This window comes from Brevibacterium antiquum (assembly GCF_016107655.1).
GTDB lineage: Bacteria > Actinomycetota > Actinomycetes > Actinomycetales > Brevibacteriaceae > Brevibacterium > Brevibacterium antiquum.
Map to the genome: position 1 here is coordinate 216559 of NZ_JABASX010000004.1, position 21907 is coordinate 238465.

Genomic DNA, 21907 nt, shown 5'->3' on the forward strand with positions numbered 1-21907 from the left:
CGCGTTATCCTGTCTTCTTCTTCGCACCCGACTTCGAGGACGATGACTTCCCAGACGACGCCTTCCCAGACGACGCCTTCCCAGACGTACTCTTCGCCCCGGATTTGCTCGAGCTCTTCTTCGAGGAGCGTGAGGTGTCGACGGATTTGCGCAGCGCCTCCATCAGGTCGATGACGTCGCCGCCGGGTTCTTCGTCCTCGTCCTCGTCAGGGAAGGCCTTCTCCAGGTCGAGGGTCTCTCCCTTGTCGATCTTCGCGTCGATGAGCTTGCGCAGTTCGTCCTGGTAGTCGTCGTTGAACTCCTCCGGTGTGAAGTCCTCCGAATACGATTCGACGAGTTTGGCTGACATCTCCATTTCCTTTTTGGAGATCTTCGCCTGGGAGTTCACGCCCTTGAAGTCGACGTCGCGGATCTCATCGGCCCACCGCAATGTCTGGATCATGAGCACCTTTCCACACACTCGCAGGATCGCCAGTCGAGTGCGGGTGCGCAGAGTGATCTTCACGATGGCCGTGCGTTCGGTGTCTTCGAGCGTCTGCCGCAGCAGCAGATAGGCCTTCGGTGTCTTCGACGTCGGCTCCAGGAAATACGATTTCTCCAGCATGATCGGGTCGATCTGATCGTTGGGCACGAACTGGAGGACGTCAAGGTCGTCATTCTCATCGGCGGGCAGGGCTTCGAAATCGTCTTTCGTGAGAATCACGCGGTTGTCGCCGTCGTCGTAGGCCTTGACCATGTCGTCGAACTCAACGACTTTCCCGCACTCCTGACAACGGTGTTGATTGCGGATGCGTCCGCCGTCCTTCTCATGCACCTGGTGCATGCTGACATCGTGGTTCTCGGTGGCCGAGTACAGCTTCACCGGCACATTGACGAGACCAAACACAATCGATCCGGTCCAAATGGCTCTCATACCTCCATTGAAACTCAGTCTCAGCACCTTGGCTACCCCCATCGGCTGGCCCTGCTGGCCGCCCGACCTGGAAGGGCTCCAGCGCCGAGGTGGTCTCGTCCGTGCCCCCTCGTGCACTCTGCTGTGAGCGGGTAGCGTACAGACCACAGGAGGTGTCCATGTCACGCCAGGAGCAGAAAGTCACCGTCGACGGGCATCGGTTGACGCTGACCAATCTCGACAAGGTCTTCTATCCGGAGACAGGCACAACCAAGGGCGAGGTGCTCGACTACTACGCTCGCATTCACGAACACCTGATCCGGCACGCCCATGACCGCATTGCCACCCGCAAACGCTGGGTCGACGGTGTCGGCACACCGCAGAAACCAGGAGACGTGTTCTTTGAGAAGAACCTCCCCGACTCCGCACCCTCGTGGCTCACATCCCGTTCCATCCGTCATTCCACCGGATCCAAAAGGTACCCGCTGGTCCAGGACCGTGCGACATTGACCTACCTAGCGCAGATGGCCTCACTCGAGATCCACATCCCGCAATGGCAGGTCGCGAAGGGGTCATCCGACCCGGGCACCATTGAGTCGACGACACGGCATCCTGACCGCATGGTCTTCGATCTCGACCCCGGGCCAGGACGCGAACTGGCCGACTGCATCGAGGTCGCACAGCTGGTGAGAGACCTGCTGACCGGGATGGATCTCGACGCCTACCCGGTGACCAGCGGTTCCAAGGGGATCCATCTCTATGCGCCGCTCGATGGATCGGCATCAAGCCAGCAGATCTCCGACGTCGCCCACGAGTTGGCGCGCAGCCTCGAAGCCGATCACAAGGACCTCGTCGTCTCAGCCATGAAGAAGACGCTGCGAGAGAACAAGGTGCTCATCGACTGGTCTCAGAACTCAGCGGCGAAGACGACAGTGGCCCCGTATTCTCTGCGCGGCCGGTTCACCCCCACAGTGGCGACACCGCGGACCTGGGACGAACTCGACGACCCGTCCGCTGTCGAGCAGCTGCACTTCGAGGAGGTCCTTGAGCGGATCGATGACCTCGGCGATCTGCTCGAACCGTTGGCGAAGACTGCCGGCGATTCAGCAAATCCGACCCCCACCTCGGCGGGATCCGCACCCGCTTCGAAGAAGGAATCGTCGAACTCATCGAAGGCGCCGCGCGACCGCCTGGACATCTATCGGTCCAAACGGGACCCGAAGCACACCAGCGAACCGGTGCCCGAAAGCCACGGCACCAGCGGGGACGAGCTGTCCTTCGTCATCCAGGAACATCACGCCAGCACCCTGCACTGGGACTTCCGACTCGAACACGAAGGCGTTCTGGTCTCGTGGGCACTGCCGAAAGGACCGCCCACCGATCCGAAGCACAATCATCTGGCCATCCAGACCGAGGACCACCCGCTCGAATACGGAAACTTCGAAGGCACGATCGAGAAGGGACAGTACGGTGCGGGCGAGGTCACGATCTGGGACTCGGGGACCTACGAACTCGAGAAGTGGAAAGAGGGTCGCGAGATCATCGCTGTCCTCCACGGGGCCGAAGACGGCGGCCTAGGGGGAGAACGACGATTCGCACTGTTCAACACCGGCGCGCACGGGCCGAACAAGGAACCCGAGAAGAACTGGATGATCCACCTGACCAAAGACTCATCCACGAACTCGCCGAGGCGGGGCAAACCTTCGACTGAGCCCACCGATTCCAAGCGAAACGGGCCCACGGGCCCCGAACGCACCGGTTCCACAGATGCCCAGCCCACTGACATGGCACCGATGTTGGCCAGTATCGGAAGCCTTCACTCCGTTCGCCGACAGGCCGAGGACTGGGCATTCGAAATGAAGTGGGACGGCATCCGAGCGCTCGCCTCCGTGCGTGCCGGCACCGATGATTCGTCCGGGTCGATCGCGCTGACCAGCCGCAATGGTCACGATATGACGAAGGCCTACCCCGAACTCATCGAGCTCGCCGACTGCGTGGACGCTGATTGCATCCTTGACGCAGAGATCGTCGCACTGGGCCCGGGCAGTCGCCCCGACTTCGGGCGGCTGCAACGCAGGATGGGGCTGACGCGTGAGAGGGACATTGAGCGTGAACGTGAGCGCACACCGGTGTACCTGATGGTCTTCGATGTGTTGAACGTTGATGGCGCTTCATTGCTGAAGACCCCATATCTCGAACGACGCGAACGTCTCTTTGACCTGGTCACCGAGGGCGAGCACATCCATGTGCCGGCGGCCTTCGAAGGAACTGTCGACAAGGCGATGGAGGCCAGTCGTGAACTCCAGCTCGAAGGCGTCATGGCGAAGCAGACCGACAGCACCTATCTGCCGGGCCGTCGGACACGGACCTGGGCCAAGCTCAAACATTCCTCGACCCGAGACGTGATCATCGTCGGGTGGCGCACCGGCAAAGGGGAGCGTTCCGAGACCTTCGCCTCGCTGCTGCTGGCAGCCCACGAAAAGGACGGTCTGGTCTATCTGGGTCGCGTGGGCACCGGCTTCGACGACCACCAGCTGCAGGCTCTGCGGGCACAGCTCGATCACCTGAGCCGGAAGACACCTTCTCTGGAGGTTCCTGCCGCCGAGTCACGTGATGCGAACTGGGTGCGGCCCAGCCTCGTCGGTGAGGTCCGATATGGAGGTATCACCGAGGCCGGTCGTCTGCGTCATCCCGTATGGCGCGGACTCCGCGAGGACATCGACCCGGAGGAGGTCACCGCCTGAACCAGGAGGGGGTCGAGCATGTTCTCCCGCAGGCCACGTCGGTCACAACGGGGGTTACGAGACTCCGAGGAGACTGTTAATGTGACGGCACCGGGACAGTACGGAACCTTCAGAGAGCACCGTGCTGACCAAGATCGCAATGAGTCTGATGATCGCGGATGCGGCATCAGTGAGAAGAGGCGACGATGACGAATGATCGAGAAACCGAGAGCATGGAGAAGACCCTCAACACTGTTCCCGATGAAGCGCCGCACGATGTTGCTGAAACTCCCGGAACAGATCACTCCACCAAGGAACACGATGATGAGTTGGTCGATGAATGGGAAGACGAATCTTTTCCCGCAAGCGACCCGCCAGCGCATTACTGACCAGCTCATCTCTCACCAGGCGGCTTATCTCTCAACAGACCCTGGCCAGCCGAAGCGAATCGACCACCAGTTGAAAGGGGCCACAGCTCATGAGCGACCAACTGACTTTCCAGGATCCGGTGAAACGATTTCCGGACATCTCTCCACCCAAACAGGACCAGCCTGAGCCGGGCCTGGACGTCGAACTGATTCCAGGCACTGACCGTGGCGAGCAGAGTTATCGCGGCACCGGTCGGCTCAAGGGACGCAAGGCGCTGATCACCGGTGCTGATTCCGGCATCGGCTCGGCCGTCGCTATCGCGTTCGCCCGCGAAGGAGCAGATGTCGCCCTTTCGTACCTTCCTGCTGAGGAGGACGACGCACGACACGTCTGCGACGTCATCCGCGAGGCCGGCGGCACAGCGGTCCCATTGCCCGGTGACCTCGCCGACCCCGACTACTGCCAGCAGGTCGTCCATGATGCGGCAGACGGGCTGGGTGGACTCGACGCCCTGGTGAATAACGCGGGGCGACAGATTGCAGTCGAAGCGATCGAAGACCTGTCCGACGAACAGTGGGGCAATACCTTCGAGACCAACATTCGCGCCATGTTCCGCGTGACGAAGACGGCAGTCGGCTATCTGCCCGCCGGCGCAACGATTGTGAACTCGACGTCCGTGCAAGCGTATTCTCCATCGACCCACCTGCTGGACTATGCGTCGACTAAAGCTGCGATCAACAACTTCACCAAAGGGCTGGCCACTCAGCTGGCTCCACGCGGCATCCGAGTCAACGCGGTTGCTCCCGGCCCGATCTGGACACCCCTTCAGGTCTCTGACGGTCAGCCGAAGGAAGCACTGCCCCATTTCGGGAAGAACACTCCCTTGGGGCGAGCCGGGCAGCCGACGGAGCTCGCGCCAGCTTATGTGTTCCTCACTTCGGCTGAGTCGAGTTACGTCCTGGGCGAGACCCTCAACGTCAATGGGGGCCAGCCCACGCCGTGACAGAACGATCTTGCTGAAGACCATTGGCGGCTCCGACCGGCGAAGCGACATTGGAGGATGTGAAGACCGATGAATTCGAGAAACGACAGAACCCCAGACTCATCGAAGCACACCACTGGCAACCCCAACCTTGATCCGGACCCCTCGGGTGACCCCGATCTTGATGGGGGAGGCAGTGTCCAACCCGGCGCCACGCCACCGGAATCCAACTCGGCCACGGCATCACCGCTACACCCACCGGACAGGAGACCTCCGCGGACGAAGTGGGTGTTCGTCGGAGTCGGCGCAATACTGGCCATCATCATCATGGTGTTCGTCGCCTATGCCGTCGGTCTATTCAGCTGAGGCCACCTTTGAGGCGAACAGGACGCCAACGCTCTGAAAGGAGACTCCATGGATCTCAACATTCGCGGACGCAAAGCACTGGTCACCGGCGCCGATTCAGGCATCGGATTCGCCACGGCACAACTGCTGTTGGCTGAGGGTGCCACAGTCGTCATGACTGACCGTGAACCGGACAAACTCCATCACGCAGTCCAACAGCTGCCGGCTTCCGAAAACCGCCCACACGCCATTGCCGCCGATGTCACTGACCCCGCAGCCATCGAGAGACTTGCGCAGAAAGTGGAGGACGAAGTCGGCGACCTCGACATCCTCATCAACGTTGCCGGGATCCATGGTGAAGGTGGTCTGTTCCACGAGGTGAGCCAAGAGGGATGGGACCATACAATCGATGTCGACCTGATGGGGCCCGTGCGTGTCACGCGGGCGTTCCTCCCGGGTCTGAGGCGCGGCGGCTGGGGGCGGATCGTCTTCGTCTCCTCCGAAGACGCGGTCCAACCCTATGACGACGAACTGCCGTACTGCGCTGCCAAAGCAGGACTCCTCTCCCTGGCCAAGGGCCTCTCCCGCACTTACGCCTCCGAGGGGCTGCTCGTGAATACAGTGTCACCGGCATTCATCGAAACCCCGATGACCGACGAAATGATGAGCAAACGTGCCCAATCGTTGGGAGTGCCCTTTGATGAGGCGATTGCGTCGTTCCTGCGCGAGGAACGGCCATTCATGGAACTTGGCCGGAGGGGCAAACCGGAAGAGGTGGCCCACGTCATCGCATTCCTGTGCTCCGACGCCGCCAGCTTCGTCAACGGTTCCAACTATCGCGTCGATGCCGGATCAGTCGCCACGATCTGAATGCTGTGACCACGGGCACGCGGTAGACGATATGAGAAGGAGTCTGAACCATGCAGGATTTTCGTTATCTGATCCTCGGCGGAGGAATGGCCGCTGACGCAGCTGCCCGTGGCATACGGGAACTCGATTCCGACGGTTCCATCGCGATCATCAGCAACGATGTCGATGAACCGTACACACGACCTGCCCTGAGCAAGAAGCTGTGGACAGACCCGAGCTTCGGACAGGACGACAACTACCTGTCGACCGTTGCCGACACCTGGGCACAGCTCCATTTGGGTACTGAAGCGACCAGCGTTGACGCTGGGACAAAGACGGTGACGGCCTCGGACGGACAGTACCGTTTCGAGAAGCTGCTCTTCGTCACCGGTGGGCAACCGAAGCAGATCGACCTCGAGGAAGGTCAGCGCGTCATCTACTTCCGCGGGTTCGATGATTATCGTCGCCTGCGTGAGTTCGCGGGAGGGAATCTCAATGTCGCCGTGATCGGAGGCGGGTTCATCGGCACCGAGCTGGCAGCGGCTCTGGTGCAGAACACAACGAATACGACGCTTCTGTTCGACGATGAGACTCTGTGCGGTTCCGTCTTCCCACCCGATCTCGCCGATCATTTCCATCAGCTCTATCACGACCAGGGTGTCACCCTGGTCCCCGATACCAAGGTGTCCGGTGGCCGTGCCGAGGGCCAGCATGTTGAACTTGACTACGGCGATGGCACTCACGAGTTCGATGCTGTCGTGGTGGGCCTGGGAATCGATCCGTCAACCGCTCTGGCCGAAAAGGCAGGAATCGCTGTTGATGACGGAATCACGGTCGACGGGTCCTTGCAGACCTCTCACCCTGACATCTATGCAGCCGGTGACGTTGCCAATTACCCTGACCGGATCCTCGGCCGACAGCGCGTCGAGCATGTGGACAATGCGACCCAGATGGGCACCGTGGCCGGACGGATCATGGCAGGAAGTGACGAGACCTACACGCACACACCGTATTTCTACACCAACGTCTTCGACTTCGGCTATCAGGCGGTGGGGACGCTGAGTTCAGATCTGCAGACGATCGAGGACTGGCAGAAACCGCAGACGGAGGGCGCGGTCTATTACTTGAACGACGAGGGCCGGGTGCAAGGCGTGCTCCTGGTGAATCTGGACGGCGGTCTGGACACTGCTCGGGCCATCCTGGCTGAAGACTGGCCCCACTCCCGCAGCGACCTGGTCAGCCGCCTGCCTTAGGATCGATCGCACGTGAGTCATTGTCGCGGCCTGCAGAGAGGTCGCCGATGTGGGACAGCCGCAGAGGCGCAAAGGCTCCGCTGGTCTCGCTTGAGATCACCCGAACGGTGATGGCGACGTGGTCTCCTCCGTCATCGAGCATGGCGATGCGCTCGACGACCATCCGGTTCGGCAGAGCACTGAGCAACGGCACTCCCTGCTCGGTGAGGTGAACATCGAGTCCGCGGAACTTGTCAGTGTCCTCACCAGATCGGGCACCGAAGCGCTGCGCCATGGCGAGATCTAAGGCAGTGAGGAAGTGAATCGCGAAATGGGTGGCCCGCAGACTCACCTGATAGGTGTGATTGGCCTTCGACAGCCAGAAACCGTACTGCTGAGGAGACATGCTCGCCTGCGAGTGGAATCCCACCAGGCAGCCAGCCCATTCGTCCTCTGCCGCGGTGGTCACCACGATCAGACCGGCATCGGCGGAGACCATCAGGTTGTCGAACGTCTCCTCATCCATGACGGGTCCTCTCTGTAACACAGCGGTGCAGCATTGAGCCGAGCTCGGCTGCCGTTCCTGCGCCGGTGCGCAGGCACCCGTGCGCGACACTGTCCTCGTGCATCAAACGTACGCCCCTGTCCGACAGCGGACAAGAGTCACTGGTTCGGGCGTTTCCGCCGGGCACAGAACACCAGCGATATGTCTGCGAAGCGATATCGACGCAGACGGTGTGCGGCACGGTTCCTGACATGCGAGGGTGATCTGCGTTACCGTCGGGATAACCGTGACGTTCGCGTTCGTGAGGAGATGTGGTCACCATGCCGAAGATGAGCAGTTCAGGAGTCCCGAAGAAGTCAGAGCTTCCAGCAACCTTGCGACATTCGGATGCCAAAGCTCAGCGAACTTTCGCCAAGACCTACGATTCCGCAATGGAGGAGTAAGGCGACGAAGAGCGCGCTCACCAGGTGGCCTACGATGCGCTCAAGCACACTCACGAAAAGGTCGGTGACAGATGGGAACCGAAATCCTCACCGGGGCCATCAGATAGCCAAGCCAAGGGCGGGAAGAACACCGATCGCCCGACCGCTGGTGGGGTGGACGCGAATGCGACGAAGGACCACCTGTACCAGCAGGCGAGCAAGCTGAAGATCCCAGGACGTTCGTCGATGACCAAGAAGGAACTCGTCGAAGCCCTCGAACGTGAAAGCAGCCAGCGAACGAAGAAGAGCGACTGAAGTCTCGTCCACCCCTGGAATCGGACCTCAGAATACCGGGGGAGTCATCGTGGCGATGAGGACCGCCTCGGCGTCACCGAGGACACGGAACCAGTGCGGCTGATCGCCCCAGTAGGTGATGCTGTCACCGGCTGCCAGCGTGTATCCGTCATCGCCGATCTGGAAATAGCAGGTTCCCTCGAGGACGAACAGGCACTCTTCGGCGCGGTGATGGTTGAAGGGCACCGACTCGTTGGAGTACCCCGATGGGACCTGTATCTTGAGCACCAGCAGCGCGCCGTTCATCGTCGGCGTCAGCAGCTCGTAGACGAGTCCGCGATCGGTGACCTGCAGCTGCCGACGCTTGTCGGCGCGGACCACGCGATTGTCGGCTGGTTCCTCACCCTGGGTGAAGAACCGGCCGACGGGCACATCGAAGGCCTTCGCGATCTTGAGCAGCGTGAGATATGCAGGATTTCCGCGACCGCGTTCGATCTGGCTCAGCAGTCCTTGGCTCACTCCAGCGGCGCGGCTGAGGTCGGTCAGAGTCATCCCGGCCGATTCCCGCAACTGGTGGATGAGCGCACCCATGTACTCGACACTGGGATCAGCCGCATTCGGCGGGACATTCTCGGTGCTCATGGGTGCCTTCGGTCACGGGGTCATCTGAGGCTGAGAATATCAGCACCCAGCCGACGCGATCTCAGATCAGACCGAGACCGGTCACCGTCTCACGCTCCTCGGCGAGCTCAGCCGTGGTGGCGTCGATCATCTGGCGGCTGAAGTCGTTGATCTCCAGTCCCTGCACGATCTCCCAGTTCCCGCCCGAAGTTGTCACGGGATAGGAGGAGATCAGCCCCTCAGGCACGCCATAGGAGCCATCGGAGACCACCGCCATCGAGGCCCAGTCGTCTTCGGGCGTGCCGTGCAGCCAGTCGTGGGCGGCGTCGATCGTCGCCGCGGCAGCAGAGGCCGCAGAGGAGGATCCACGCGCCTCGATGATGGCGGCACCGCGCTCGGCAACCGTGGGGATGAGATCGTTCTCGATCCAGGCTTGGTCGCCGATGACCTCAGCGGCATTCACCCCGCCGATCTCTGCATGGTAGATGTCGGGATACTGGGTGGCTGAGTGGTTGCCCCAGATCGTCATCCTGGATATGTCGGCGACCGATACTGCGGCCTTGTTGGCCAGCTGTGCCAGAGCGCGGTTGTGGTCCAAGCGGGTCAGCGCGCTGAAACGTTTGGCGGGGATGTCGGGCGCATTGTGCATGGCGATCAGCGCATTGGTATTGGCCGGATTCCCGGTGACACCGATGCGGACATCGTCGGCGGCGACTGAGTTGAGGGCCTTGCCCTGGGCGGTGAAGATCGCACCATTGGCCTCAAGGAGGTCGCTGCGCTCCATGCCCTGAGACCTGGGGCGAGCGCCGACGAGCAGGGCGAGGTTGACGCCGTCGAAGATGTGCTCGGCCGAATCGCCGATCTCAACCGAGTCGAGAGTGGGAAAGGCACAGTCCTCGAGTTCCATGACCACGCCTTCGAGGGCGGTCAGTGCTGGTGTTATTTCCAGCAGGCGCAGCTGAACTGGAGTTTGCGGGCCGAAGAGAGCGCCGCTGGCAATGCGGAAGAGAAGACTGTAGCCGATCTGACCGGCTGCACCGGTGACGGCGACTTTGATGGGGGTATTCATCGATTGTGCTCCTTAGCTGTAACGGGAGTTTGCCGCAGGCGATGCAGGCTGTCCTCTCGTGTGCAACGGCGTTCTTCAGGTCACTTCAGTGAAGAGGACGCCGAGCGGCATGACGAGGAGTCGACTTCCTTGTTGAGGCCCGTCAAGGTCGCTTGTGCGGCATCGCTGCGTTGGACGTCACTGCGACTCCTCAGGTGAGAAGTGTGTGACGAGCCGATTCTATCGGTTCGCCAACAGGGGACATCATGCAGGAGTCACATTTAGTCTCCGAGGCCCGGGCATTGCCCGCTAGTTCGTCCAAGCGTCGTCGGTGAAATAGCCGTCGATCCAGCCGGGCAGGCGGTGCCCGTCCTTCGACGTCGCGAGGGTATAGGGCGCAACGTGGAAGCCTGCCTTGTCGAGTCTGCGCAGGTCTCGGGTCGGCAGATTCTTACTGGGTCCAACCCATTCGATGCCGGCGTCGGAGATCTCATCGAACGATTCCGTCGGCAGCTTTGCTCCGGTGAGGTAGAGCGAGGTGTAGCCGCGCTGCGCGATTGTCTTCGCCGCTTCGAAGTCGAAGGACTGGACGATGAGTGAGTCCTTGAGTCTGCGTTCGTCGAAGATATCGAGAACCTGATCGACCTCCGCCGAGGTGGCCCCTGGCTTGATCTCGGGAACCATGACGACCTCCCCGCCGAGTTCGTCGAGTGCCTCATCGAGGGTGACCGTCTGCGCCGGCTCTCCACCTTGTGGGTGCTTGATGGTCGCAGCGTCCCATTCCTCGAGGCTGAGATCGCGGATCGGTCCGCTGACACCGGTGAGGGTGCGATCGGCTGTGTCGTCGTGGATGAGGACCGGGGTGCCGTCTTCGAGGAACTGGATGTCCATCTCGGGCAGGAATCCGTCCTTCGCCGAGGCGGTGAATCCCTCCATGGACTCCTCCGGGTAGACGTCGGCGCCGCCGCGGTGGGAGACCGTGACGGGAAATTCGAGTTCGGAGACCTGATCGGGTGCAGCGAAGTCGGTCGCGGATGGAGACCCCAGACCGTGAGCCGAGGCGGAGACGACGCCGGTGCTGACGGTTGCAGTCAGGGTGAGCACTGCGGCGGCGAGGATCGATGACGGACGGGGACGGAAATTCTTCGGCTCAGTCGTAATCACGCTTGCGACGCTATGGGCGCCAGGCAAGCTCTCGGAGACCGAGAAATGAACAGCAGGATGAGAACAGAAGAATGATTGTTCCGGCGGACCTCCAACCGGTGGCGTATTCAGAGCGCTCCGATGGGGGTTTTCAGTCCAACAGACGAGTGTTAGCGTGACCGGATGAAGACGAATCGAATGTCCCATGTTGCAGTTGCAGGTGTGCTCGGAATTGGGCTGGCGCTCGCGGGTTGCTCGGGCGCTTCAGATGACGATGCTCAAGAGTCGCCGGCCCCTGCCGAGACTCAGGCAGCGGATGCGTCGGAACCCAGCGATGAAGGGTCGGCAGACAATGCGAAGACCTCCGGTTCCGAGCTTTCCAAAGACGCAGATCTGAGCAAGAAATCTCCATCCACGTCGGCCAAGGACGCTGTCAAAACGGCACAGAATAAGGTCAAGGCCAAAGACGGCGTTCTGCACGCGGTTGAACTCGATTACGACAGTGACGACGGTAAATGGGAATACGATGTCAAGATCATGGACGGCAAGACCGACCATAAGGTTGTCATCGACGCAGACTCAGGCAAGGTCGTTCGCGACGAATCGGATGACAGCGATGACAAGGAAAAGGCCATCGACCTCAAATCTCCGATGACTTACGACGAAGCGTTCGACCTGGCCAAGGACAAGGGCGAGGGCCGTGTCTCCGGTTGGAAGCTTGAATATGACGACGGACAGCGCGAATACCAATTCGACTTCGATGACAAGGGAAACGAAACCGAAGTCACGGTCAATGTCGAATCGAAGAAGGTGACGGTCGACTGAGGCTCGTCCCTATCGGCTGAGTCCACGCCTCATACAGGGCACCCGCCCGACGATCGCGGGGCAGCTCGGACAGCACTCTCTGTCCAGGCTGGCCCGAGATCGTCGTAGCGCTGGCATTTCACGTGGCACTGTGGAATGCGCGGTCGGCCGTGTCGTCGTGGATGAGGAAGGGTGTGCCGTCTTGCTGACGTTCAGAGAATCATGAATGCGATTTTTGACGAAGTCCGCGTACAAGCAGGCATATCTGCTGCCTTGTAGCGAATATCACATCCGTACTTCTCGTCCTGTGTTCGCCGCCAGGATGGTGAAACACCACTCTCTGCCCGCGAAGATGCGCAGATTCAGCAGATATTGAGTGCGAATTCAGCGCCACAACGCCTATTGCCATGGGTGGGTCACCTGAGTAGGTCTCGCGATCCTGACATTTATAGTTGTCTCTATGAAGCCCATCCCCAATTCCCCGTCACTTCACCAGCCTTATTCCCACCGCTTTCCCCACAAAGGTGTTCTTCCGGAAGGGTGTTACTACACGCTGACTTGGGGCATCTCGTATGATTTCGGGGGCATGACGACTGTCGCGCTCGAGCGCAGCTCGGCTTTTGCACGGCAGGACAATCGGCGGATCGACATCTTGACGCTCAGCACCGAACTGAAGCACCAAGACCGAGAGCGAGAGCTACGCGACGAGGGGCGGATTGACCGCCGGGTGCGCCTGCACAACATATGGAAAGACCTCACCTCATGGCCTGACCGAAAACTGCGCAGGATGGTCGGCACATCCGCGTTGGACCACACCGCAGTCGGCGACGTTCTCGATCGCACCGGCTCAGAATGGACAGAATTCCGTAGGGATTCAGGCGAGACTGACCTCCAAGTTGACCGTTATCACGATAGAGGAACACTCCTGCTCAGCGACCGCCTCGATATGAACAAGCGCGGGCAACGGGGAGGAAGAAGAATAAGCCTCTTCGATCGCAATCGGAACATCATCGCTCAATGGTCTACTGCTCGCGCGCTCTACCAGTCGTGGCTAGACGTCGTCATTGGGAGTAAGCAGTCGTACCTGATTTCTGACTCGCCGTTCGCCGGCGGACTCGTCTTCGACTACCGACGAGACAGCGTCATCCTCTGTCAGGTCGTCCATACTCATATCCTCAGTAAGCCGGGAGGCGGCAACTTCGGAGAACTGGATCCTGGACAGATCCGCTACGTCAGCAACCTCGACTCCTTCGACCTCGTCACCACACTCACTGATCAGCAGCGTGACGACATGGGCGAGGCCGAACTTTCGTCCGGCAAAATCAGGACGGTACCGAACCTCACCGAGGACCTTGACGGCGATCCGACCGCGCCCCGTGTTCGTGAACATGGTGCCATGATTGCCCGGTTGGTTTCGGAGAAACGCGTTGAACACGCCATTCGTGCAATCGCCAAAGCATCCGCTTATGCTCCAGGCATCACTCTCGGTGTCTACGGCGAGGGTGACGAACGAACAGAGCTGACAGATCTCATCGAGTGCCTCGGCGTCGCGGATTCAGTCCGACTGCACGGGCATACGCCTGGAGCAAAGGCGAACTTCCACACGAGCGCTTTCAGCCTCCTCACGAGCCGCTACGAAGGTCAACCTCTGGCCATACTCGAGAGCATGTCGGCCGGATGCATCCCCATCGGGTATGCCGTCGACTACGGACCTGCAGACATCATTGATGACGGTATCAACGGCTTCCTCGTCCCAGCCGGAGATGTCGATGCGCTGTCAGAAGCAATTCTTCGCTTCCTCGCCATGCCCGAAGACAGTGTGCAGGAAATGCGTCGGGCAGCTGTCGCCAGGGCAGCCGACTACTTTGAGGCTCCAATTGTTCAGCGCTGGGGCAAAGTGCTCGCCGAACGATCGTTTGAGCCGATCGTGCATCTTGAGCACCTGCGTGCGGTCCTCAGCGAAGCAACAGTGGACGGACAGCATGTTGAGATCGCGGTCGGCGTGAAGGGGCTCGAAGGGCGCGCGCCGGACGACATCTATATTTCATGGAAGTCCCGCACAGGAAACTTCTACGGGCGTGTAGCGGCGGAATATGATGGCAATGTCGTTCGTGCAGCGATCCCGATCAGCCGATTGTCATCCATCCCTGCTGGCTATATCGATTTCTCGGTAGATCTTGTCACCGGCCGCAGTTTCAACAGGGCTCGCATCACGAGTAAGAATTCGAGCATCAGCGATACCAGCGAAGTGCTCAAGCTGTACACAACCAAGCACGGTAACTTCAGCGGGCAAATCCTCCTGATTCAATAGGCTGCAACCTGTTCTTCACATCCACTTCTTCATCTTGAACACGGTATAGAGCACCACGCCAAGGCCCACCATCAGCCCGATGGCCATCGGATAGCCGAAGGCCCAATGCAGTTCTGGCATGTCGTCGAAGTTCATACCGTAGATCGCTCCGATCAGCGTGGGAGCGAAGAGGATAGCGGCCCATCCTGAGATCTTCTTCATATCTTCGTTCTGACGCTGAGCCACCAGGGTGGAGTTGACGTTGAGGATCTGTGACAGGGCTTCGCGCAGTTCGGCAGCCTCGGCGAGGACTCGAGTCAGATGGTCGGTGACGTCGTTGAGGTAGGCCTGCAGTTCGCTTGGTATCGAGTATTTGGCGGCACCGTTGCCCAGTCTCTGAGTGAGGCGGTTGAGGTGCGTCGTTGTATGGAGGACATCGATGACCTCTTGGCTGAGCAGGTAGATCCGTGCCGCTGCCGCGGTGTCTCCGCTGAAGACCTGTCGTTCGATTCCGTCTTTGTCGTCCTGCAAGCCGTCCAAGACAGGGAAATAGGTGTCGACTGCGGTGTCGAGCAGCCGGTAGACGAGCGCCTCAGGACCCAAGGAGAGAAGCTCCCTTTCCGAGGCCCACTGGCGTTTCTTATCCCTAAAATAGGCATCCATGTCTTCAACGCTTTGTGGGATGGGCGATCCGTCGATAAATCGATCGTCCTGGCAGATGATGACGAGAACATCGTCCTTCATGAGCAGGTGGAATTCCTTGAACTCGACCTCCTCGGCCGAGTCGATGTAGACCGCGGATTTGACGACGACGAAGAGAACATCGTCGTAGCGATCGATCTTGGGACGTTGGTTTGCATGGAATAGGTCCTCGACGAGGACAGGGTGCAGCTCCCACACCGAGGCGATTTCGGCGAGAAGCTCCGGCGTGGACTTGGGGACGACGACCTGCGTAAATGATGGTGAAGTGGAGGAGTGATCCGTCGGCTGCTGGGCAAGGGCTCCGGCGAAGGTCGACGAAGCCGACAGGTCGCCGGGCTCGCTGTCGACAATCCGGCGACTGAGCAGTACCGGCTTCTCAGATTCAGGTAAGGCAACAGTGCTGCGCTTGCGCCTGGAGATCGGTTCGGACTTGTGTCTGCGTACTCGTGCCATGGTGAATCTTTCGGTCGACTAAGACTCAAACGTAGCCGAGGGCGAGGAAGTGAGCATAGCTCTTCACTCAACTCGCTTGATCATAATGCCAAGTCACGTTGCGTAAATACGGAGAGTCGGTTCAGGGTCTTCGAATCTGCACGTGCACAATAGTCCTATGACCAATCTTCCGGAAGACCTGTCGCATCAAGCGGTCAAAGGCGCCAATTTCGCCCAGTCGGCGGCCAAGCTTGGAGCGCGAAAGTTCCGCGACCGCATTCACGAGTCGAGGCTTTCGGCTGACTTCTATCCTCAGGACACGGACGAATTCATTGCCGCTGCGTACTTCGGCGTAGGGATGGACTCGGTGTATCAGCTTGAACAGTGGCTCTGGCCGTTCGAGCAGCTGGAAGCCGAGTTGAAGCGATCAGGCCACGGTGACCAACCATTTGGAATCATCGTTCGCACCCCAATGGTGGCGAAGCACTTGAGGAATGTCACCCATCTCCCGGTTCGGTTCTCGCGTCTCACGAATGGCCTTGACGCGTTCATGACGTCCTCGTCATTGAGAACCGTCTTCTATGTCAACCAGTCAACACCGAATTTTCAGGCATTGCGTTATCCGAACCCGGCCCACGTGCATCTCAGCCACGGTGAGAGCGAGAAGATCTCGATGATCTCCAACCAGCTCAAAGCCTACGATTATGTCTTCACCGCAGGGGAAGCGGCTAGGGAGAGAATTGAGCACTCCCTTGTGGGGATGGACTCGAAGCGTCTGCTCGATGTCGGTCGGCCCCAACTGGACCGCCCGCGTGAGATTGCCCAGGCATGGCGTGAATTCGACGCCGACGCTCCTGCAGGCATGACCGTGTTCTATGCGCCAACGTGGGAGGGTGATTCGCCATCGATGGCCTATGGCACCCTTGCCGACAATGGGGCCAGGTTTGTCTCCGCCATGCTGGCTGCGGGGTATCGTGTGATCTTCCGCCCGCATCCGCGGACAGGAGTGCGCGACCGCAGCTTCAAAAGAGCCTTGGACGAAGTCCGTTCGATCATCGAGGCGGATCCGAGGGGATTTATGGATCTCACGTCAGACGTTTCGTGGCAGTTTGATGCAGCCGATCGGGCACTGGTCGAGATGTCATCTGTGGCCTTTGACTGGCTGTCGACCAGCAAGCCGCTGGTGATGATCAAGCCCTGTCATTCTGACTCCATGGTTCTGCCCGGCGGCCTGCTCGATTGCAATCCCACTATCGGCAAGGGTTCAGAAGACAGTCTCGTTGAGCTGTTGTCCGATCAGACAGATTCTGTCGAAACGGCTGCACGGCTGTGTGAGCACTATCTGGGCTCAACCGTCCAGGGAGCGCAAGTCAACCGATTCATTTCGGCTGCCAAGCAAGTCATAGCCGAACGCGACACCAGCCTTTCTAGTAGCTCGTGAGTGGCAGACCAAATACACGAGCGCCGACCCGTGGTTGACTTTCGGAGGGTTTGAGTTCAGCCCTCAGGTAACAAAATGGTAAAGTTGCGATGAAATTCTTTGGGTACCTGTGTCCAGAAGTTCTGGCCTGTGCTCTCCTGGACGTTTGAAATGAGGACTGATGCGCCGAGTCATTACTTATGGCACCTTCGACCTGCTCCATTACGGTCACATCCGCTTGCTGCAGCGGTGCAAAGAACAAGGTGACTATTTGGTGGTTGCACTCTCTAGTGACGAGTTCAACGCCGGCAAGGATAAGAAGTCCTACTTCTCATATGAAGAACGTAAGCACATGCTCGAGGCGATTCGCTACGTTGACCTTGTCATCCCGGAAGACAATTGGGAGCAGAAGGTCACGGACGTCGAGAAATACCATATCGACACCTTTGTGATGGGCGATGACTGGGAAGGCAAGTTCGACTTCCTCAAGGATAAATGCGAGGTCGTGTACCTGCCCCGCACCCCTGAAATTTCAACTACTCGGATCAAGACGGAGCTCGGCAAGTCCTGACTGCCCGGTTGCCATCCAGTTTCATTTCACCCCTGCGCGTTCTCAGGGGCACCCGATGTGGTGAAAGTAGAATGCCCCACAACATTAAACACTTGCCTTGAAGCAGAGAGGAGCGGGTGTGTCTACACGGGAACCGCAGAGCCACCCGACCTTGGCTGAGCTTCGTGCTAAAGCTCAACCCATCGAGGTTCGCAGTCGTAAGAATGCCGAGCACTGGAGCGCGCAACTCTATCTCAGACACTTTTCGATCTATTTCACGATGATCCTCGTACGTACGAGGATCAGTGCAAACGGAGTCACAGGTCTGATGATCCTCGCCGGCTGGTGCATTGCCGCCAGCTTACTGATTCCTGGGATCTGGGGAGCAGTCCTTGCAGTGTTCTTCTCCCAGGTTCAGATGTACATCGACTGCTGCGATGGTGAAGTGGCCAGATGGCGCGGGACCAGCGGAGCAAAAGGCGTCTTCCTCGACAAAGTCGGGCATTACACTACGGAGGGCCTAGTCGCTGTAGCTCTGGGCATTCGAGCGGTGGGGGAGTGGAAGCACCTCGGAGACGATCCCGCCGGAACCTACCCTTACCTGCTGGCCGGAACCGTCCTGGCTGGATTCGTTCTGCTGAACAAAGCACTCAATGACATGGTTCACGTCTCGAGAGCGTTCAACGGTCTGGACAAACTCGCGGACTCACAAGCGGCGACCGCGCTGAACCCGGGGCTTGTTGCGAAGCTCAAAAGAGCAGCTCGATTCGTACCGTTCCATCGCATCTATCATTCTGTGGAGATGTCGCTCCTCGCCTTGGCTGCGAGCATCGTCACCATTATTGCGGCGTCGGCTGGTGCTGCTCCTCTGTTCGGTGAGCGTTGGCTTGTCGTTATTCTGGCGCCCTTGTGTCTCCTATCTGTCATCGGACATTTCATGTCGATCATGGCCTCGAGGAGGTTGTCATGACCGATACCTCGCGCATTCTGTCACAGCGTTTCGAAGAGAGCCGCAAATACTCGTTCGGTGTTGTCGTCCTGTCACAGGGGAAGCGGTTGGACGACCTCAACCGCGGATTCGAATCCTTACTGGCGCAGAAGGGCGTCGAACTCGACGTCGTCTGCGTAGGCAATGGGTGGGACCCCGAGGGTATACCAGCCGAGGTCAAGACTCTCGCACTACCGGAGAACTTGGGGATCCCTGCCGGACGAAATGCTGGAGTTCCGCACGTCAAAGGTGAATTTTTGTTCTTCCTCGACGACGATGCATGGTTACCGGACGACACCACACTGATACGCATGGCTCAACTGATGCGGACGAAACCCAGAATTGGTCTGATCCAACCTCGGGTAGAAGAACCTGGCGGGCCGGATGCTCCGAAGCGATGGATCCCGCGTCTGAAAAAGGGCGAAGCCGAGCACTCCTCCAACGTCTTCTCAGTCTGGGAAGGCGCCGTCTGCATGCAGCGGAAGGCATTCGACGAATGCGGCGGCTGGCCGGGACCATTCTGGTACGCCCACGAGGGCATCGAACTTGCCTGGAGAGTGTGGGACGCAGGTTACACAGTCTGGTACATGGGTGACCTGGCAGTGGCACACCCCGTGATCGATCCCAGACGGCATGACGAATACTTCTACATGAATGCAAGGAACCGCGTCTGGTTGGCCCGGCGCAACCTGCCGTGGCCCTTCAGTTGGGCCTACGTCGGTTCGTGGACACTGATGCAGTGTGTGAAATGGGCGAACAAGCCACATCAGCTGCGGGCATGGATGGAAGGGTGGCGCGCGGGTTGGAGACTCGATCCGTGGGCAGAGGACGAAGACCGACGGAAACTCTCGAAACGAGGGGTGTTGAGGATGTCGCGACACGGGCGCCCTCCCGTCATCTGAGCCGAGTACGCGCGCGTATCTCTGTGATCTGCGCAGGGTTCTGCAGAAATTCTCATCTCGCTCGATCAGAATCGATACGCAGCGCCGCGCAACGCTCCGCAGGCATGAGGAACGACAGCGACCGCAGCCGGGTCCGATCCAACCGGTTGAGAAATGTTTTGGAAGCGATAAATGCAGTTGACATCCACGCACGTTGAAACACCACCGAGCACGGACGCTAAGCCGCGCAGGTCAGGATTCCGTGCCGATATTCAAGGGCTGCGTGCCTTGGCCGTCGGCATCGTCCTGCTCTACCATCTGTGGCCGAATCGTTTCGTAGGCGGATTCATCGGCGTCGACGTATTCTTCGTCATCTCCGGTTTTCTCATCACCAGCCACCTGATCAAGTCTCCGCCGAAGAACTGGCGGGATGTCACTGACTTCTGGGCTCGACGGATCCGGCGTCTGCTCCCGGCTTCTCTGCTCGTGCTCTTCGTCGTTGGAGTGGCTACTTATCTAGTGGCTCCACAATCGATCTGGGTCGATACCGGACGACAGATCTTCTCCGCCGCGCTCTACGTGGTCAACTGGGACTTCGCGAGTTCAAGCGTTGACTACCTTGCTGCGGACAACGCTCAATCTCCGATACAGCACTTTTGGTCGCTGTCGGTCGAAGAACAGTTCTACTTCGTTTGGCCCATGCTCATCGGTCTCGCATTTCTGGTCGGTAAGAAGGTGGGACGTCCAAAGCCAATCGTGGGCTTCACTGTCGTCGCCGTCTTCGCCGCTTCGCTGACCTTTTCAGTCTGGTACACGATCGTGCAGCCGGCCATGGCCTACTTCATCACTCCGACTCGTATGTGGGAGATGGCGACTGGTGGACTTGTGGCAGTGTTCGTCATTTATGTTCGGCCGAAGCGGCTCCCCTTCAGCTCACTGATCGGGTGGGTCGGACTGGCAGGTATCGTCGCAGGTACATTCCTTATCCGTGCAGACATGCCGTTCCCCGGTTATATCGCTCTAGTCCCTGTGGTCTCGACAGCGCTGGTCATTCTGGCGGATTCGCGCGGACGCTTCTCCGTGCTCCCGCTTCTGTCGTTGCGACCGGTGCAGTTCCTGGGTGACATTTCGTACTCTGTGTATCTCTGGCATTGGCCGCTCATCGTCCTAGTTCCCTATATGTCAGAGAAGCTCGGAACTACGGAGAACCTCGGCCGCTTGGACAAGGCAGTGATCATTCTCTTTTCGATCGTTGTCGCGTGGGCATCCACGACCTGGGTCGAAAATCGCTTCCGAAAGACCTCGGTCCTGAGCACCCCGAGCAGGACCTTTGGGTTTGCGGTTGTGGCCATGGCGCTTGTCAGCGTGCTCGGCCTCAGCCAGATGTGGGTCTCGGACCGGATCGTCGAGCAGAATAAAGACAATCTCGAAATTGCGATGTCTGACCCGGATTCCTGTCTGGGCGCGGCAGCATTGCTTCCCAGCGCGAAGAACAACCCGAAATGTGATGATACGGAATCTCTGCAGATGGAACCGGCTGCCGCTAAGAACGACAAATCAAAGGCTTATGCAGATGGGTGCTGGGCGAGCGAGCCGTACACGGATCGCCCCGAATGCACGTATGGTGATGGCGAGAAGCAAGTTGCACTAGTCGGCAATTCGCATGCGGGCCACTGGCTGCCGACTCTTGAAAGACTGGCTGAGAAAAACGACTGGACTATCACCACTTTCTTAGCCTCGAACTGCAGCATCTCGACTCTTCCGCAGGACTTGGGTACCCCAGAGGGAGTCAAGGGCTGCCAAGACTATTCTGATTGGGTAGTCGATCGCACAACAAGCGGCGGATTCGACGCAGTGGTCACCTCGGAACGTCAGTCGACACCACTGGACGGAATGTCGTGGGAAGAGACTGAGAAGAAGGCACCTGAGGGACATGAGGACATATTGCAGAGCTGGGTCGACGCAAAGCTAGATGTTGTCGTCGTCAGAGACACTCCTTATCCAGGAGGGGATGATATCCAAGTGCCTGACTGCGTTGCCAAGCATGAGGATGAGCTCGAAGAGTGCTCGGGAACTCCGGAATCATGGCACTGGATGGATCCTCTTGCCGCGTCAGCCAAGGAGATTGACTCGAAGCATATGTCAATCATCTATCCCGAAGATTGGTTCTGTCCGGACGGACGATGCGAACCGGTCATCGGCGGAGTCATCACCTATTTCGACACGGCGCACATCACTGCCACATATGCGAAGACTCTGGCTCCTCAGTTCAATGACAGGCTGCGCCAGACCGGCTTGGATACCTTCGACTGAGTGATCAGCAGAACGATCTCTTGCCGATTCATCAGGCGAATTGGATACTGTAAAACCGATTGATCGTGACAACCGACGGACCACCGAAACCTCTGCAAAGGA

At 59.2% G+C, this 21907-nt stretch carries 19 protein-coding genes and 1 pseudogene; 14 read left to right on the forward strand and 6 right to left on the reverse strand.

Annotated features, from left to right (window positions below; genetic code table 11):
* Nucleotides 1–4 precede the first annotated feature (4 nt).
* Complete coding sequence (ku, locus tag JFC13_RS08620; protein WP_198396682.1) at nt 5–913, reverse strand: non-homologous end joining protein Ku; 909 nt, start codon at nt 911–913, stop codon at nt 5–7.
* Between the two features lie 158 nt (nt 914–1071).
* Here ku and JFC13_RS08625 point away from each other — a divergent pair, with 158 nt between their 5' ends.
* From JFC13_RS08625 to JFC13_RS08650, 6 genes are all read left to right on the forward strand, one after another.
* Nucleotides 1072–3636 carry an ATP-dependent DNA ligase gene (locus JFC13_RS08625; protein ID WP_198396683.1) on the forward strand — a complete coding sequence of 855 codons (2565 nt, stop codon included), beginning with the start codon at nt 1072–1074 and terminating at the stop codon, nt 3634–3636.
* A 185-nt stretch (nt 3637–3821) separates the two neighbouring features.
* Entirely contained in the window at nt 3822–4004 is a 183-nt protein-coding gene (locus JFC13_RS08630; protein ID WP_193096147.1) for a hypothetical protein, read from the forward strand.
* Nucleotides 4005–4093: 89 nt separating this feature from the next.
* Nucleotides 4094–4987 (forward strand): SDR family oxidoreductase, encoded by an 894-nt coding sequence (locus tag JFC13_RS08635; protein WP_198396684.1) that lies wholly within the window; start codon nt 4094–4096, stop codon nt 4985–4987.
* Nucleotides 4988–5056: 69 nt separating this feature from the next.
* Nucleotides 5057–5332, forward strand: a complete 276-nt coding sequence (locus JFC13_RS08640) for a DUF6480 family protein (protein WP_198396685.1) — start codon at nt 5057–5059, stop codon at nt 5330–5332.
* 48 nt (nt 5333–5380) lie between these two features.
* Nucleotides 5381–6181, forward strand: coding sequence for an SDR family NAD(P)-dependent oxidoreductase (locus JFC13_RS08645; RefSeq protein WP_198396686.1), 801 nt, complete (start codon nt 5381–5383; stop codon nt 6179–6181).
* 50 nt (nt 6182–6231) lie between these two features.
* Nucleotides 6232–7413, forward strand: coding sequence for an NAD(P)/FAD-dependent oxidoreductase (locus JFC13_RS08650; RefSeq protein ID WP_198396687.1), 1182 nt, complete (start codon nt 6232–6234; stop codon nt 7411–7413).
* Here the strand turns inward: JFC13_RS08650 and JFC13_RS08655 are convergent.
* Nucleotides 7397–7918 carry a flavin reductase family protein gene (locus JFC13_RS08655; RefSeq protein WP_198396688.1) on the reverse strand — a complete coding sequence of 174 codons (522 nt, stop codon included), beginning with the start codon at nt 7916–7918 and terminating at the stop codon, nt 7397–7399. The genes JFC13_RS08650 and JFC13_RS08655 overlap by 17 nt on opposite strands.
* A gap of 437 nt (nt 7919–8355) precedes the next feature.
* Here JFC13_RS08655 and JFC13_RS20010 point away from each other — a divergent pair.
* A pseudogene (locus tag JFC13_RS20010) lies at nt 8356–8634 on the forward strand (Rho termination factor N-terminal domain-containing protein); the annotation flags it as partial.
* A 27-nt stretch (nt 8635–8661) separates the two neighbouring features.
* Here JFC13_RS20010 and JFC13_RS08665 read toward each other — a convergent pair.
* The 3 genes from JFC13_RS08665 to JFC13_RS19665 all read right to left on the reverse strand — a co-directional run bounded on the left by JFC13_RS08665 (nt 8662) and on the right by JFC13_RS19665 (nt 11446).
* A complete protein-coding gene (locus JFC13_RS08665; protein WP_198396689.1) occupies nt 8662–9255 on the reverse strand; it encodes a helix-turn-helix domain-containing protein in 594 nt (197 codons plus the stop codon).
* Nucleotides 9256–9316: 61 nt separating this feature from the next.
* On the reverse strand, nt 9317–10303 hold the full coding sequence (locus JFC13_RS08670; RefSeq protein WP_198396690.1) for a malate dehydrogenase: 987 nt from the start codon (nt 10301–10303) through the stop codon (nt 9317–9319).
* Nucleotides 10304–10591: 288 nt separating this feature from the next.
* Entirely contained in the window at nt 10592–11446 is an 855-nt protein-coding gene (locus JFC13_RS19665) for a glycerophosphodiester phosphodiesterase (protein WP_332839367.1), read from the reverse strand.
* 162 nt (nt 11447–11608) lie between these two features.
* On the opposite strand from JFC13_RS19665, the gene JFC13_RS08680 reads away from it, so the two are divergent.
* Both JFC13_RS08680 and JFC13_RS08685 read left to right on the forward strand, forming a co-directional pair.
* Nucleotides 11609–12250 (forward strand): PepSY domain-containing protein, encoded by a 642-nt coding sequence (locus JFC13_RS08680; RefSeq protein ID WP_198396691.1) that lies wholly within the window; start codon nt 11609–11611, stop codon nt 12248–12250.
* A 439-nt stretch (nt 12251–12689) separates the two neighbouring features.
* Nucleotides 12690–14540 carry a glycosyltransferase gene (locus JFC13_RS08685; RefSeq protein WP_198396692.1) on the forward strand — a complete coding sequence of 617 codons (1851 nt, stop codon included), beginning with the start codon at nt 12690–12692 and terminating at the stop codon, nt 14538–14540.
* 15 nt (nt 14541–14555) lie between these two features.
* Here JFC13_RS08685 and JFC13_RS08690 read toward each other — a convergent pair whose 3' ends face one another.
* Complete coding sequence (locus JFC13_RS08690) at nt 14556–15674, reverse strand: magnesium and cobalt transport protein CorA (RefSeq protein ID WP_198396693.1); 1119 nt, start codon at nt 15672–15674, stop codon at nt 14556–14558.
* Between the two features lie 157 nt (nt 15675–15831).
* Between JFC13_RS08690 and JFC13_RS08695 the strand changes: the two genes are divergently transcribed.
* The 5 genes from JFC13_RS08695 (at nt 15832) to JFC13_RS08715 (ending at nt 21805) form a co-directional block, all read left to right on the forward strand.
* Entirely contained in the window at nt 15832–17094 is a 1263-nt protein-coding gene (locus JFC13_RS08695; protein WP_198396694.1) for a CDP-glycerol glycerophosphotransferase family protein, read from the forward strand.
* A 160-nt stretch (nt 17095–17254) separates the two neighbouring features.
* A complete protein-coding gene (gene tagD, locus JFC13_RS08700) occupies nt 17255–17644 on the forward strand; it encodes a glycerol-3-phosphate cytidylyltransferase (RefSeq protein WP_198396695.1) in 390 nt (129 codons plus the stop codon).
* A 118-nt stretch (nt 17645–17762) separates the two neighbouring features.
* Nucleotides 17763–18593, forward strand: a complete 831-nt coding sequence (locus JFC13_RS08705; RefSeq protein ID WP_332839368.1) for a CDP-alcohol phosphatidyltransferase family protein — start codon at nt 17763–17765, stop codon at nt 18591–18593.
* Nucleotides 18590–19513 carry a glycosyltransferase family 2 protein gene (locus JFC13_RS08710; RefSeq protein ID WP_198396696.1) on the forward strand — a complete coding sequence of 308 codons (924 nt, stop codon included), beginning with the start codon at nt 18590–18592 and terminating at the stop codon, nt 19511–19513. Before JFC13_RS08705 ends, JFC13_RS08710 begins: the two co-directional genes overlap by 4 nt.
* A gap of 171 nt (nt 19514–19684) precedes the next feature.
* Nucleotides 19685–21805, forward strand: coding sequence for an acyltransferase family protein (locus JFC13_RS08715; protein ID WP_198396697.1), 2121 nt, complete (start codon nt 19685–19687; stop codon nt 21803–21805).
* Nucleotides 21806–21907: the final 102 nt, after the last annotated feature.

Coding starts and splice junctions, on each gene's coding strand:
- ku (WP_198396682.1), bottom strand. CDS start 913: ATGAGAGCCATTTGGACCGGATCGATTGTGTTTGGTCTCGTCAATGTG.
- JFC13_RS08625 (WP_198396683.1), top strand. CDS start 1,072: ATGTCACGCCAGGAGCAGAAAGTCACCGTCGACGGGCATCGGTTGACG.
- JFC13_RS08630 (WP_193096147.1), top strand. CDS start 3,822: ATGACGAATGATCGAGAAACCGAGAGCATGGAGAAGACCCTCAACACT.
- JFC13_RS08635 (WP_198396684.1), top strand. CDS start 4,094: ATGAGCGACCAACTGACTTTCCAGGATCCGGTGAAACGATTTCCGGAC.
- JFC13_RS08640 (WP_198396685.1), top strand. CDS start 5,057: ATGAATTCGAGAAACGACAGAACCCCAGACTCATCGAAGCACACCACT.
- JFC13_RS08645 (WP_198396686.1), top strand. CDS start 5,381: ATGGATCTCAACATTCGCGGACGCAAAGCACTGGTCACCGGCGCCGAT.
- JFC13_RS08650 (WP_198396687.1), top strand. CDS start 6,232: ATGCAGGATTTTCGTTATCTGATCCTCGGCGGAGGAATGGCCGCTGAC.
- JFC13_RS08655 (WP_198396688.1), bottom strand. CDS start 7,918: ATGGATGAGGAGACGTTCGACAACCTGATGGTCTCCGCCGATGCCGGT.
- JFC13_RS08665 (WP_198396689.1), bottom strand. CDS start 9,255: ATGAGCACCGAGAATGTCCCGCCGAATGCGGCTGATCCCAGTGTCGAG.
- JFC13_RS08670 (WP_198396690.1), bottom strand. CDS start 10,303: ATGAATACCCCCATCAAAGTCGCCGTCACCGGTGCAGCCGGTCAGATC.
- JFC13_RS08680 (WP_198396691.1), top strand. CDS start 11,609: ATGAAGACGAATCGAATGTCCCATGTTGCAGTTGCAGGTGTGCTCGGA.
- JFC13_RS08685 (WP_198396692.1), top strand. CDS start 12,690: ATGAAGCCCATCCCCAATTCCCCGTCACTTCACCAGCCTTATTCCCAC.
- JFC13_RS08690 (WP_198396693.1), bottom strand. CDS start 15,674: ATGGCACGAGTACGCAGACACAAGTCCGAACCGATCTCCAGGCGCAAG.
- JFC13_RS08695 (WP_198396694.1), top strand. CDS start 15,832: ATGACCAATCTTCCGGAAGACCTGTCGCATCAAGCGGTCAAAGGCGCC.
- tagD (WP_198396695.1), top strand. CDS start 17,255: ATGCGCCGAGTCATTACTTATGGCACCTTCGACCTGCTCCATTACGGT.
- JFC13_RS08710 (WP_198396696.1), top strand. CDS start 18,590: ATGACCGATACCTCGCGCATTCTGTCACAGCGTTTCGAAGAGAGCCGC.
- JFC13_RS08715 (WP_198396697.1), top strand. CDS start 19,685: ATGCAGTTGACATCCACGCACGTTGAAACACCACCGAGCACGGACGCT.